This is a genomic window from Flavobacterium micromati (genome assembly GCF_900129585.1).
GTDB lineage: Bacteria > Bacteroidota > Bacteroidia > Flavobacteriales > Flavobacteriaceae > Flavobacterium > Flavobacterium micromati.
Genome location: NZ_FQWF01000002.1, coordinates 64,983 through 79,418, shown reverse-complemented (window position 1 = coordinate 79,418; position 14,436 = coordinate 64,983). Strand labels below are relative to the sequence as shown.

Below are 14,436 nucleotides of genomic sequence, written 5' to 3'. Positions count from 1 at the left end.
TGCTTTCAAAATTGTATTTTAGCTTATAATTCCCAACATTGATGTGTAATTTCGACGAGTTGATTTAGTTGTGAATTGCTTTCAAAATTGTATTTTAGCTTATAATTCCCAACAAATGGAGCCAACGTATGTATGAGCTTTGCGTTGTGAATTGCTTTCAAAATTGTATTTTAGCTTATAATTCCCAACCGGAGGATATTGCGCAATTATGGACAATGGGTTGTGAATTGCTTTCAAAATTGTATTTTAGCTTATAATTCCCAACACGATATTGACGAGGCGATGCATCAAACACGTTGTGAATTGCTTTCAAAATTGTATTTTAGCTTATAATTCCCAACTAGCCTTTTATACTTTCGTTTCTCCATTTAGTTGTGAATTGCTTTCAAAATTGTATTTTAGCTTATAATTCCCAACCCCTTCCCTACTTTCAAGTTGAGAAACTAGGTTGTGAATTGCTTTCAAAATTGTATTTTAGCTTATAATTCCCAACTAAATTAGTATTGCATGATGCTAATTTGCTGTTGTGAATTGCTTTCAAAATTGTATTTTAGCTTATAATTCCCAACGCTAATGTTTGAGGATATTGTTCCTCAGTAGTTGTGAATTGCTTTCAAAATTGTATTTTAGCTTATAATTCCCAACTTTTTTTCTTTGCGAATCAACATCAATTCGTTGTGAATTGCTTTCAAAATTGTATTTTAGCTTATAATTCCCAACACTTAGGTATTAGCGATATTGATAGCTTGAGTTGTGAATTGCTTTCAAAATTGTATTTTAGCTTATAATTCCCAACCATCGGATATATTTAATTTACCAATCTTGTGTTGTGAATTGCTTTCAAAATTGTATTTTAGCTTATAATTCCCAACCAATCGCCTGATTTGCGTGATTATATTTAGTTGTGAATTGCTTTCAAAATTGTATTTTAGCTTATAATTCCCAACCCACAGGACTTGATGTGTGGAGTTTAATTAGTTGTGAATTGCTTTCAAAATTGTATTTTAGCTTATAATTCCCAACTGAATCTAAAAAAGAGGATGCCATACTGTGTTGTGAATTGCTTTCAAAATTGTATTTTAGCTTATAATTCCCAACTGGCTTTACAAATGGCTGGTTTTAGATCTAGTTGTGAATTGCTTTCAAAATTGTATTTTAGCTTATAATTCCCAACAAGGTAGATCGGATGAAGCTGTTACAGCATGTTGTGAATTGCTTTCAAAATTGTATTTTAGCTTATAATTCCCAACTTCAAGCACTTGATATATTGGCGAGGACAAGTTGTGAATTGCTTTCAAAATTGTATTTTAGCTTATAATTCCCAACATTTAAAAATGAAACACCTATTTGGGCAAGTTGTGAATTGCTTTCAAAATTGTATTTTAGCTTATAATTCCCAACCAAAGGTCTTAGTCACGGTAGTGGTTTCGCGTTGTGAATTGCTTTCAAAATTGTATTTTAGCTTATAATTCCCAACAACTGCAGAACAAACACCAATAGTCTTGGGTTGTGAATTGCTTTCAAAATTGTATTTTAGCTTATAATTCCCAACTGATTTTAAATATTCGAGTTTCTGATCTATGTTGTGAATTGCTTTCAAAATTGTATTTTAGCTTATAATTCCCAACAATAGAAAATGATCCATATTTGTCGATGCTGTTGTGAATTGCTTTCAAAATTGTATTTTAGCTTATAATTCCCAACAAGAGAAGGAACAGGACGAAGTTGATCTTGTTGTGAATTGCTTTCAAAATTGTATTTTAGCTTATAATTCCCAACTTCTCAACAATTACATTAGGTTCCTCATAGTTGTGAATTGCTTTCAAAATTGTATTTTAGCTTATAATTCCCAACGTCAAAGAAGAATTTACAAATGCGACTGAGTTGTGAATTGCTTTCAAAATTGTATTTTAGCTTATAATTCCCAACGGGCGAGTCAAATAGTAACGGTTTTTGGTGGTTGTGAATTGCTTTCAAAATTGTATTTTAGCTTATAATTCCCAACGGATTTTATAACAAAAACGAACAAAATCCAGTTGTGAATTGCTTTCAAAATTGTATTTTAGCTTATAATTCCCAACGATCTAAATTGTCTTTCACGCTTCCCGCTTGTTGTGAATTGCTTTCAAAATTGTATTTTAGCTTATAATTCCCAACAATTTCAAATAATTTAAGTAGCGATTTACAGTTGTGAATTGCTTTCAAAATTGTATTTTAGCTTATAATTCCCAACATACCGCGATTCAAGTGTTTGATATGTTGAGAGTTATGAGTTTATTTTGAAATCGAAAAGGAGTGCTGCTTCTTTCTTGCAGTACAGGGAGTTAGTCATTTTTCTAATCCTGATGCTTTAAAACAACTCTAATTGTTGGGATGGTTTGTCAGTTTCGACTTGTTTTTTACCATAAAAAAGTTCCATCATCCCAAATTGTTTATCAGTTATTTGCATGATACCAATTTTTCCGTGTTCGGGGAGATTCTTTTTTATTCTTTTGGTATGGACTTCAGCATTTTCTCTACTGGCACAAAAACGCATATAGATTGAAAATTGAAACATAGAGAAGCCATCGTCTAATAATTTCTTGCGAAATGAACTAGCAATTTTACGCTCTTTGCGTGTTTCAGTTGGTAAATCAAAAAATACTAATATCCACAAACTTCTATATTGATTTAAACGGGTGTAATGTTCGTCATACATAAATAGGGTATAAAATTTTCCTTGCGGTTCCTTCAAAACATTCGTGTAAGGAATGTGTAGTTCTACTCATCGCTACCATCAATGGACTGTTTTTTCCATCTATGAACACATCGATTGTTGCAATACCTAACAATTGTTTTTTAATTTCAATAGTCAATTCATCATAAGAATCCTCGGTTTCCATAATATGACAAACAATTAAGTCCACATAAGGGCGATACGGCTCCATAATATCATCAGCCAAACAATAGGCATTGTATTTATTCCGATGAAAAATGCCTAAAGTGGGCAACATTCCAGAACTAACAATCGCTCTTGCTGTAATCGCTCGGAGGATGGCATAACCATAATTCAATAAATTATTCGGCGGCATTCCTTTTTGCCCTCGTGTAAAATTTTCTAGCGGGATGAGGTTTTGCCAGTAAAAAACTGCTGCTCTCGATTCGTGGTTGAGCGCGTCACCTGAGGTAACTTCTTTTGCCCAAAGTTCCATTTTACGGCACGCAATTCCTTTTTCTTTGAGCAATCCGGCTTGGTTCATAATTTTGGCACTAATGGTTTGCTGCCACAAATTCTTTTTCAGCGGAACAGAAGCATTGATTTGATATTTAAATCGTTCCGACTGTTCTGTATGGCCGCTCAAAGGCATCAACAAACCAATAGGTAAATGGTATTGGTCACAATTGATTAAGGCAACATTATTGTTGATTAGTTTTTCCAGCAAACCATTGGTAATTGTGATTTGCTGATTTTCTAAAACTATAACCCCAATATCTTCAATGGCCACGGTTTTGGTTTCTTGTTCCTTGTCTGGGTAAGAAATGACGATCTGCTCATTTTTGGTACTCAAATAAGCGGGGTTGCCAAAGAAAAGGGTTCGTTTTATCATTTTATAAATTTTAAAAATGTTTTATATAATATTTTGGCTAAAGCCAATTTGAATTATTTTATAGTTTTGAATGGGCTAAAGCCCATTCCTATTGATGTTGGAACTTCTGATAATTATTGGGATTGCTGGAGGGATAAAAATGTTAATAATGAAATTGGCTTTAGCCAAAAAACTATTCCTTATTGAATTTATATTTAGCGATAAATTCATTATATTCTTCTTGAAAAGATTGTTTGCTATGATGTTCTTCTTGATTTTTAATATAATTTCTCACTTTATCCAGCATCGATTCTGAAACTGAAACTGCAAAATATTCATCTTGCCATTCAAATTTATTTAGACACAATTTATTTTGATTAATCCAAAACGAAGATTCTCCTTTGATGAGTTGCATCACTTTTTGTATGGTCTGATTGGCTCCTAAGGAAACTAAACAATGACAATGGTCAGTATATCCATTAACAAAATCAACAAAGATTCCTTTCTCTTTGCCATTTTCCTTGATATGATACCACACTTTTTGTCTTAATTCTTTGTTGTCCAAAAAAGGAATTCTGTTTTTTGTGCTCCAAACAAAATGGATATAGGTGCTGATATATGGCATAGATTTTAATTTTAAATAAAATGTTTTGGCTAAAGCCATTTGTGTTAACTTTAAATTTCATTGAATGGGCTAAAGCCCAAACCTATTGATTTTGGAATGTTTATTGTTATTTTAATGTGCAAAAATCTAATGCTGTCTTTTTTAAAAATATCTTTAGGTTTTCTATTGCCTCCTGATTTTGAATTGCCTCCAGCTTTAGAGGGATGAGGTTTTGATTATTATGTTATTTGCTTTAGCTTAATTGTATTGATTTTGGAATATATTAAATTTAGAATTTTGATTTAATTTCATGTTTTGAATTGCCATCAGCTTTTGAATTGCCTCCAGCTTTAGCTGGAGGGATATTTGATATTATAAAAATTAGGCTTTAGCCGAATTATTTTGGCTGAAGCCTATTTTAATTTATTTTTATTGATTGGGTTAAAACCCAATTTTATTGATTTTTGAAATCATTATTTATCATCTGATAATTTTTTTAATTTTTCCAAGTCTGTCGATTTCTAATTTCCAACAAACAGATTTGATCATCACAGGTTTTTCCTTTTCATCATAAATAGTATTTGAGGGGTTAAATTCTAACATTCGTTCATTTTTATTATTGGAGCCATTTTCATTAGAAATTATCTCTTTTGAGTAATTATGGGAAACAAAATGTCCTTCACCACTAGTACAACTTACAAATTTATAAATGCGTTCTGCTTGTTCTTTAGATAATTTATTGAAATCTAAGAGAGTCAAATTTTCCTTTTCATCTTCAGTTGGAACATAAACTAAATCATTTGGAGACAACGTAAATAAAAGACGATTTCCGTTTTCGTGTTTTTCTAGAGCTGAACTTAATCCTTGTTTTTGTCTTTCAATAACTTCATTGAAAGGGATTGTTTTATAGTTTCGTTTCCCTTTCTCATCTTGATAAATTGCAAAAAACAAGTTTGTTCCTTTTGCAGCTTCTACATATTTATCAGCTTTGTTTCCAGTTTGTCCTAAGCTAAATTTGCCACCTTCCTCAAAAACGCGAACCTTTATAATAGGCTGATGTTTTTTGCCGTCATTTAATGCAGTGATGTTTTTATTTAAGTCATCTAAACCATTTTCAGAAAAAGCAACTTCGTGAGCTGGAATTTTTTTGCCATTTTCATCAATAGTATTTTGGTAGATTTCTTGTTTAAGATGATTCAATAGAATTTTTTGAATTCCAGTATCGGTTATTTTTTCAATTCTTTTTTCATCAAAAGTAATATCTAGCGTTTTTCTTGTTGCAGTTGCCTCTAAATTTTCATAAATCTGAACTTTATCAATAGCTTTTCCATCAATCATTACAGGAAAAGCTTTTAGGTGTTTTTTTAAACCTTCAGCATTGTTTGGATATTGCTTTATTCTTACCGCCAGTTGTTTTTTAGCTTCTTTATCAACAATCAATTCAATTTGCTCGATTGCATTTGCAATGGTAATATGACTTTGTTTAATTCGCTTTAAAAACACTTTTCCACTTACAGTTTCAGCGTGCATTGGTTTTCTAATCGCCCAGTTATCACCTTTTTTTTGTGGTATAATCTTCTTTTCTACCAATCCATTCTTACCTAAATTTAAATTTAAATTTCCATTTTCATCTTTATAGCTCACGTATTTGTTTACCGTTTTATTGATAACCCTAGTATTTTTTTTGAAACTAATGATGGTTTGATTTAATTCGTCTTCGGTGTGCTTGGTGAAATTTTCCCAAGGTTTGTGAAATTCCCAGTTGTAATTTCCATTTGCATCGGGTTTAGTTTTTAAACAAAGTTTATTCCTTAATTCGTGTTTAATTGTTTTGTCATTTTCATCTCTTGCATTTAGATTATTTAAATAGTTAATGTGCGCTCTGCTTACACACGCAATTACCAAAGCATCAAGAGCATGATGTCGATGATCAATTCTTTTTTTAGAAAACCCTTTTGCTATAGCATCTGGAACAGTAGTTTGAAATACTTGCTTGCCTGTGTTTCCAAATTCATCCTTTTTGAATTCTAATTTTCCAAAGTCACTGGAATTTGTAATGGTATTTAATCGTTTAAAGCGAGGGGTAACTATGTTATTCCAAACATCATTCAGTCCCCAATCTTGTTTCATTTTTGAAGTTATTGACCCATTCAATGAAATGATATGTTTTGATGTTACTTCTTGTTCGTCGTCTTCTCGAACTATTTTGCTCAAAAGATTTTTTACAATTTTGCTGATGTATTTAGTATCATTTAATTGTCTTTCGATAAATTTTTCTGGAATATCTTCACTTAAAAGTCTTTTTTGCTTGCTTTTGTTTTTACTGTAATAGCTAGTTATATGTTGATTATAGGCTTGTCTAGTAAATATTTTAACCGTTTTTCCACCAGTTAAAGTCACAATTCTATCCTCATTTTTTAGAATGAATTCTAATGCAGTCTTATTTCCTTTTAAATCATTCACTTCAGATTCACAAATGACTTTGTTTGACAATGAATCATCAAATAATCTTGATTGCGGAATAATATGTTCGATTTGATATTTTGTTGTAAAAAGATCACTTAATGGTATCAGCTTTCCTGTATAAGGAGAAATGTATCCTTGTTCCAGCCAAAGTTTGTATTTGATGATTTCAGAAGTTGTTGGCTTTGCATTTTTTCTGATTTTATCAACTTCTTCTATTTTTTCTTTACTGTTTTCACTGCTATAAATACCTTCTTCATAAATTTTTAATATCTCTTGTTGACTCGGTGAGTAAGGACGAATGTCACTAATGCCATCATTTTTCAATTCTGTTAAAATGGCTTTAATTCGCAAGTTTGTGTTTTCGTTGTGACTAATATTGTCAGTTATTTTTTTTCTATCGGCCGCATTGTTTTTCATCTCACGACCCAATTCAATATGAATTTCATTAAAGAAGTTTTCTTTTCCCTCTCCATAATATTGCCAAATATCTTTTACAACTCGTAAAGTTTCTGTAATAACTTGTTCTACAATAGGGTTGCGAAGTGAATGTTGTTTGAAGTCGTGTTTCAAAAAGTGTTCAATATCTGCGGGAGTTTTCCATTTTGAAATATCACTAGTTTCGCTATGTCTATCATAAACGATATAGGAAGCCAGCCACAAAGGCAGTCCTTTAAAATCTGAAAGGACATTTAAATGCAATGCTTTTTCTCGAACTCGAGTTTTAATATTTTCGTCAAATTCTCCTGTTTCTATTTTGTCAATTCTTGCCAATGTTTTGGTGTCGATATTTTTTTCATTCCAATGATTTCCGAAACGCATTAACGGCAGTAATTTTTTTATTGCTTTTTCAGAATTAGCGCCATAATCTTTTTTGTATGGCTTTAATTTTGAAAAATTTATTATGAATCCATCGGGTAAACTATATCGTTTGGCAAAAGTTGTAATTGCTTTAGAAATTTCAATTTTATCAGTTACAGAATATAGGATATGCCACAAATCCTGAGTGTTTTTTGCATCAAAAAATGATTTGTCCATATCGATTTTTGCAATTGCATTTAAAAATTGATTTCTGGTTTCATTACAAGGATATATCTTATCCTCTACAAAATTCCACCTGAATTTATCTTCTTTTAATTTAAATTTTTGGTACGCTAAAAATTGTTTTTGACTTATTTCAGCTTTATCATTTAGCCAATTATATAATTCGACTACATCTTCTTCTGTTTTTAAATAATCATTAGTTACATCAACATCATTTGCAATATCTTTTTTATATATTTTTAGATTCTTTACAAATTGCAACAGTCTAAATTCTTGAAAAATAGGATTTGATTTAGCAATACATTTTAAAGGTTTTAGAATTTGATATCCATTAACATCTTTAACTAAATTACCTCTTTTATCTTTAATAGGTCTAAATTCCAGACTACAATCATTAATCAACGAAGTTTTACTTTTGAGTGGACGCTGATAAAAGATGATATCATCTAAAAATATATAGTCAAAACCTCTTTCTTTTATGCTGTTTTTATGAGAATCATTGTGTTTGTACAATTCATCAATACATTTTTTATAAAGATTTCTGTCTTTTAACGTAGCTGAATGAAATTCAATTTGAGTTTCAAGTATCTGTTTTAATTCGCTTTTATAATAATGTCTCTCAATAGTTCGTACTAGTTCACCTTTTATTTTTTGATTCGGGTTTTTAAGTAAATTATCATAGATATAAGAACCAACTGATTTTCCGCTTTGATTAATAGTTTGTTCACTTCTTATTTTTACCAATCCCCAATCGTCTTCTTTTGGAGCTCTAAAACTTCTTTTTTCTTCGTTGTCCTTGTTTAATTTTACTGTACCATCATCATTTAATTCGGTAGTTACGATAAAATTCTTTTGCTTACCAACCCATTCAAATAATCCTATTTTGCTTTCACGTTTATAAACCCAACCGTTTTCAAGAATTACATTATACCAGATACCTGATTTTCCTTTTTCTCTTTCAATAACATTAACAACTGTAAGCGTATGAAATTCCTCTAGTTTGTTTTTATTCTCTTCTTTTTCTTCTCCACGCAATTGATAATAACCTCTTTTTTGATTAAAATTTAATATTATCCAAGCCAATTCTTCTCTTGATATTTTTTGAGTTAATGCTTTTTTTCTCAAATAATAAATAGTCCAGTCATAAGGAACTTGTTTTAAATCAGGATTTGTTAATTTAAATTCAGCAAGCATTTCTTGATGGCTTTCCAAAAATAAAAATTGGTTTTTACCACTTTCATCTTTAAAAAAAGAAAATTTCTCTTCTTTCTCTGGTTTAAATTGTCCAAACTTTTTATCAAAATCAACGGCGCTTGCATAATGTTTAGGTAGAAAATCAAGAATATTTAAAACTCTGTGGAGACGTTCTCTTCTTAATAAAAAACGCTGTACTAATCTCCTTGTGCCTCGATATTTTGTTCTTTCAGCAGTTTGAGAGATGGAAACTCCACTATCAAATTTACCAAGAACGTCTTGACTCATAGGAATTATTCGACTTCCAATACCTTCAATATTTCCAAATTTATTGTCAAAGTCATTATTTGTTAATGCCCATCCAATACTATTTGTCCCCAAATCTAATCCTAATATTCGTTTCATAATTTAGATGTTTTCATATAGATTTCTACTATTAAAATTTTAGTTTCGAAATATAATCAAAAGAAATTTACCATCTCTACGGGAAACCGTAAATCAATATTAAAATTTTTGTTGTACTATTGCATAACAATTTTGAAGCAATTCACAATAAGGATTATTCCGTTGTGAAAACATTCAAAGCGGCCTCAAAAGGGTCGCTTTTTTCATTTTTAACATAATTTTCTTTTGGCTTAAAAATAATTTTTAAACCAAAAAAACCAGCAAGAAATTTAATTCTTGCTGGTTTCTTTAAAAATTTAATCTAAAATACTATTCGTCAAGCTTTATATTGCCTCTATCTTCGTGATTGTCAGGATGAGAATTTGGATATCGATGGGCGGTAATATCCGAATTTAGGTCTTCATTTTCGACTGTTTTCATTGCTTCTTTTTCGGTGGTTACACCTCTACTCAAACTTTCATTTTCATCCCATGTTCTCTCTTCTTCATCGGGAATTGAGGCTTCAGTTCCATCAACATTACGGGCACGTTGAACAATTTTTTTATTTCCTTTGGCATCGGTTTCAACTTCTTCTTTTAAATTTAAATCAGCAGAATTATAATCTTCGGGAATATTTTTACCGCTGAAACCCTCATTAGTACTTTGCTTATTATTAGTCTTTTTTGAACCTAGATCGTTATTTTCCATGGTGATTTATTTAATTTTTATAAATGTTATTACTTATAAGATTACGATTTTTTAATGGTTTCGTGAAATCATTTAACGCGGATTTTGGATTTTTAGTTGAATTGTGATACGCTTCTGTTGTTAAATTCTTTAAACAAATCTATCTTTGCAAGTTTTAAAAATAGTATAAAATGGCTCATTCGCACTTCATCATTCACAAACCGTATGGCTATTTAAGTCAGTTTATTTACGAACTGAAAAGAAAGAAGAAACTACTTGGCGAATTATACGATTTCCCAAAAGGTACTATGGCAATAGGCCGTCTAGATGAAGATTCAGAAGGATTGTTGTTGCTGACCACAGACGGAATGATGAGTGAAAACATTAGAAGTAAAAAAGTAGATAAAGAATATTATGTTCAAGTCGATGGAATTATCAATCAGGAGGCTATTGAGCAGATCCAAAAAGGAGTTGAAATAGGTTTTAATGGTACAAAATATATGACCAAACCCTGCAAAGCTTCTTTGATAGATCAAATTCCAGCTTTTGGTGCTAGAGGAAAAAAAATAAGAGATGAGCGTCATGGTCCTACTTCGTGGGCTTCGATTACTGTCAATGAAGGAAAGTTTCGTCAGGTGCGAAAAATGACTGCTGCTGTTGGTTTTCCCACTTTGCGGTTAGTGCGCGTGCGAATAGGGAATATTCATCTTAATGATTTGCAGGCAGGAGAAGTAGTTGAAGTGGAAGATTTTCAAACAACCGAATAAACAAATAACCGATTAATCAATAAGAAATGTTAAACATCGTTTTAGTAGAACCCGAAATACCAAACAACACCGGAAATATAGGGCGTTTGTGCGTAGGTACTGAAAGCCGCTTGCACTTGATTCACCCTTTTGGATTTGTTATCAGTGATAAAAACTTAAAACGTTCCGGATTGGATTATTGGCCACATCTTGACGTAACTGAATATGAAAATGTAGCGGAATGGAAAGCAACTGTGCCGGATTTATCCCGAGTTTTCTTAACGAGTTCCCAAGCTAATAAATCATACCTTGAAATTGATTTTCAGGATGGAGATTGGTTGGTTTTTGGTAAAGAAAGTGTAGGATTGAGTGCCGAAGTTTTATCCCAATTCGAAAATCATTTGACAATTCCCATGTCACCATTAATTCGAAGTTTTAATGTTGCCAATTCTGTTGCATTTGTTGTTGGTGAAGCAAAAAGACAAATCGCGCTAAAAAAGTAAAACTTAAACAATAATAAACTTCCCTTTTTCTTGGTCAAAAATAATATGTTCATCGTTGAATAATGTTGCAAAAATTCCTTTGGAAATAAAATTACAAGGTTCATCTTGAATTACAATTTCAGGAGTCATTATGATCATTTCGTCGCTCAATTGTATTGCCATATCAATATCATGAGTAGAGAAAAGAATGCATTTTTCTGTTTCTTGCGTTAGCTTTTTTAGTAATTTAAAAAGAGAAACTTTATGCAATAAATCGAGATGAGTAGTGGGTTCATCTAAAATAATTAACGGTGTATCTTGAGCCAACGCTCTTGCAATCAATACTTTTTGTAATTGACCATCACTAATTTCATAATGCTTTTTATCAGCTAAATGACTTATTTGTGTGAGCTCCATTGCTTCGTTTACTTTACTTAAATCAGTAGCTGTTAATTTCCCAATCCAATTGGTGTAAGGTTGTCTTCCTAAGGCGATTAATTCAAAAACGGTCAAGTTGCTGGGTGGTAATTTCTCTGTTAAAACGATACTTAGGTTTTGAGCTAACTCCAAAGGATCATAAGCAGTAATCTTCTTTTCATTTAATAAAACATTGCCAGACAAAGGTTTCAGAATTCCTGTTATCGTTTTTAAAAGGGTTGATTTTCCAACGCCATTGGCACCAATTAAAGCAATCAGTTTTCCTTTTTCTAAAGAAATAGAGATATCAGAAGCCACTACGATTTTCTCTTTTTTATGAGAATAACCAATGTTAATTTGAGAAGCTTTTAAGATGATTTTATTTTCCATTATGCAATCATTTTTCGTTTTCTAACCAATAACCAAATGACAACTGGAGCACCAATTATTGATGTTACTGCATTGATTGGTAGAGTTATCTCTAATTCCGGTATTTCTGAAATTACGTCACAAAAAAGCATAATTGATGCTCCTAGAAGTAAGGTGCTCCAAAATAAAACCGAGTGGTTGCTGGTTTGAAATACTAATTTTGCTATGTGAGGAACCGCTAATCCTATAAATGCGATTGGACCTGCAAAAGCAGTGATACTTCCCGCCAAAATACTGGTTGCAAAAATAATAATCAATCGTGTTTTTTTGAAATTTAAACCTAAACTGCGAGCATAATTTTCACCCAGCAATAAAGCATTGAGCGGTTTGATGCTAAAGACACTTAATAGCAAGCCAATCGATACACAAACCGTTAATACTATTATCGAAGACCATGACAAGCTGCCTAAGTTTCCCATCGACCAAAAAGTGAATTTTTGCAATTGTTCAGCCGAACTAAAATAGGCAAGAACGCCCACTATTGCACTGGTAAAACTACCAAACATTAAGCCTACAATAAGGATAGCCATTGTATCGCGTAACCGATGTGATACTGCTAAAACTGCGAGCAATACAATAGAACTTCCAATAGTGGAGGCTAAAACCACGCCATAAGAGGACAATAAAATAGTACTTAAAAAAGGAGGAAGTAAACTCGCTCCTAGTATTACAAAAGCAACGCCTAAACTAGAGCCGGAACTCAGTCCTAAAACATACGGTCCTGCCAGTGGATTTCGAAACAGAGTTTGCATTAGCAAACCGCTTATTGACAATCCCATTCCCACGAGAATTGCCGTAATTGCTTTGGGTAGTCTATAATTAACGATGATATATTCCCAGCTGGATTTACTCGCTTGTCCACCCGTCAAACTAGTATAAATATCTTTAAAAGGGATTTTGATGGAACCAAAACTGATGTTTATGAAAAACAAAAGCACAAGACCCAAAGTGAGCAAGAAAAATAGAATCGTATTTTGTTTTTGATTATTCAATTGTCATTTGTTTCAGCAAGATGATTTAATATTTAATTTTAAAATATATTTACTTTCAGTTTCACCGCCCTCTACTTTGCAAAGCCCCTATACTACTGTGCATGTAAGTATTTAATTTAGTTTTTGTGCAAAAGTAAAAGTATAATTGGGAAGTACTTCGGGATGGAAGATTTTAATATAATCTTTTAAGACTAGATCTGGCCGGCTTGTAGCTAATTCATAATAAATTGTTCCTCCAGTGCGGCCTAATTTACTTTCAAAAGTATAGACATTGTTAGATTTTAAAGCATCAAACTGACTGTAATGCGGATTACTGTTTTCGAATTCAGCACTATTTTTGAAAGAACCCGTTGCAATCCAATATCTTGCTGTTTTTGCCTTGTCTAATATTTTTTCAAAGGACAAGCTAAGACTTCCAGTTCCTGCCTCATTCGCCCACAAATAATTAGATCTGGCATCTTTCATAAATTGGGCTACCCAGCTGTTTCCTTTTGCCACATACCATTGATCCTGATACATGGAACCGTATAAAACGGTAGCTGTTGGTTTTTTGTTGGCAACCAAATCTATGGCGTCGTTGTAATTTTTAAGGATTTTATCAAAAAACGTTTTGGCCTCTTTTTCTTTTCCAAATAAAGCGCCGTACAGCTTTATCCATTCGGCCTTGCCCAGTGGCGTTTGCTCCATCCAATCAGCTTGAATTAGAACTTTTAAGCCGCTTTTTTGTAAGTTATCTAACATTGGATTGTTGTTGTCAACTCCATAAGCTACAATTAAATTAGGATCCAATTCAATGAGTTGTTCTATGTTTAATTTTTCGTTTTTTCCAATGTTTTTAACAGCACCATCGTCAATTAATTTCCTGGTTTTTTCGGAAGAAACATAATCGGTATTAGGAAAACCGACTAATAATTTTTCAACTCTCAAAGTTTCTAAAAAAGGAATAATGGTTGTTGATGTAACTACAACAGATTGCAAAGGAACTGAAATTGTAGTGTATTTTTGTAGACTGTCAGGAATGCTGCTGTTTTTTTCTTTTAATATGTATGTATAGTTTTTATTGGCTTGCGGCCAAGGATTTGAAACGGTTACTACTGAATAGCCTTCGTATTTATAAATAGCTAAATTTTTGGAATAGCTTATCGTATTTCCAACAATAGTGTTGGTTTTATTGGTATTTTGTTCGTTTTTTTTGCACCCAATCAGCATTAAAAATAATACGAAAAATGAAAATTTAATATAATTTTGGTTCATAATTTTTTGCGAATTTGAAGACAAAGGTAAATTATAATTTTTTTATAATCAGGGACAAACTTTTTAAAGTATTTTGAAAATCGCGGTACAACGCAAAACATAAACAGATATCTATGCTAATAGTTATAGTCATACGATTATATTTGTATTTGGATATCTGGCTTTTTTTGTTTG

10 protein-coding genes and 1 CRISPR repeat array (1 of these 11 cut by a window edge) are annotated in these 14,436 nt (G+C 31.9%); of the genes, 2 read left to right on the top strand and 8 right to left on the bottom strand.

Going from position 1 to position 14,436, the window contains the following annotated elements; translation table 11 throughout:
* Window positions 1–2,233: a CRISPR direct-repeat array (repeat unit 46 nt; unit sequence GTTGTGAATTGCTTTCAAAATTGTATTTTAGCTTATAATTCCCAAC) (it extends 3,423 nt beyond the left edge of the window).
* A gap of 117 nt (window positions 2,234–2,350) precedes the next feature.
* The 5 genes from cas2 to BUB42_RS02530 form a co-directional block, all read right to left on the bottom strand.
* On the bottom strand, window positions 2,351–2,698 hold the full coding sequence (gene cas2, locus BUB42_RS02550; RefSeq protein WP_073016886.1) for a CRISPR-associated endonuclease Cas2: 348 nt from the start codon (window positions 2,696–2,698) through the stop codon (window positions 2,351–2,353).
* Window positions 2,691–3,587, bottom strand: coding sequence for a type II CRISPR-associated endonuclease Cas1 (gene cas1 / locus BUB42_RS02545; RefSeq protein ID WP_073016884.1), 897 nt, complete (start codon window positions 3,585–3,587; stop codon window positions 2,691–2,693). Before cas1 ends, cas2 begins: the two co-directional genes overlap by 8 nt.
* A gap of 172 nt (window positions 3,588–3,759) precedes the next feature.
* Complete coding sequence (gene tnpA / locus BUB42_RS02540; protein ID WP_073017346.1) at window positions 3,760–4,191, bottom strand: IS200/IS605 family transposase; 432 nt, start codon at window positions 4,189–4,191, stop codon at window positions 3,760–3,762.
* A gap of 459 nt (window positions 4,192–4,650) precedes the next feature.
* Window positions 4,651–9,276 (bottom strand): type II CRISPR RNA-guided endonuclease Cas9, encoded by a 4,626-nt coding sequence (gene cas9 / locus BUB42_RS02535; RefSeq protein ID WP_073016882.1) that lies wholly within the window; start codon window positions 9,274–9,276, stop codon window positions 4,651–4,653.
* Between the two features lie 309 nt (window positions 9,277–9,585).
* Window positions 9,586–9,963, bottom strand: coding sequence for a hypothetical protein (locus BUB42_RS02530; RefSeq protein WP_073016880.1), 378 nt, complete (start codon window positions 9,961–9,963; stop codon window positions 9,586–9,588).
* A gap of 170 nt (window positions 9,964–10,133) precedes the next feature.
* Here BUB42_RS02530 and BUB42_RS02525 point away from each other — a divergent pair, with 170 nt between their 5' ends.
* Both BUB42_RS02525 and BUB42_RS02520 read left to right on the top strand, forming a co-directional pair.
* On the top strand, window positions 10,134–10,709 hold the full coding sequence (locus BUB42_RS02525; protein WP_073016879.1) for a pseudouridine synthase: 576 nt from the start codon (window positions 10,134–10,136) through the stop codon (window positions 10,707–10,709).
* A 26-nt stretch (window positions 10,710–10,735) separates the two neighbouring features.
* Window positions 10,736–11,191, top strand: a complete 456-nt coding sequence (locus tag BUB42_RS02520; RefSeq protein WP_073016877.1) for a tRNA (cytidine(34)-2'-O)-methyltransferase — start codon at window positions 10,736–10,738, stop codon at window positions 11,189–11,191.
* A gap of 3 nt (window positions 11,192–11,194) precedes the next feature.
* On the opposite strand, the gene BUB42_RS02515 is transcribed toward BUB42_RS02520, so the two are convergent.
* The 3 genes from BUB42_RS02515 to BUB42_RS02505 form a co-directional block, all read right to left on the bottom strand.
* Window positions 11,195–11,977: an ABC transporter ATP-binding protein gene (locus tag BUB42_RS02515; RefSeq protein WP_073016875.1), complete on the bottom strand. Its 783-nt coding sequence runs from the start codon at window positions 11,975–11,977 to the stop codon at window positions 11,195–11,197.
* Window positions 11,977–13,008 carry an iron ABC transporter permease gene (locus BUB42_RS02510; RefSeq protein ID WP_073016874.1) on the bottom strand — a complete coding sequence of 344 codons (1,032 nt, stop codon included), beginning with the start codon at window positions 13,006–13,008 and terminating at the stop codon, window positions 11,977–11,979. The genes BUB42_RS02515 and BUB42_RS02510 overlap by 1 nt, the downstream gene beginning before the upstream one ends.
* Window positions 13,009–13,119: 111 nt before the next feature.
* Window positions 13,120–14,262, bottom strand: coding sequence for an ABC transporter substrate-binding protein (locus BUB42_RS02505; RefSeq protein WP_073016872.1), 1,143 nt, complete (start codon window positions 14,260–14,262; stop codon window positions 13,120–13,122).
* Window positions 14,263–14,436: the final 174 nt, after the last annotated feature.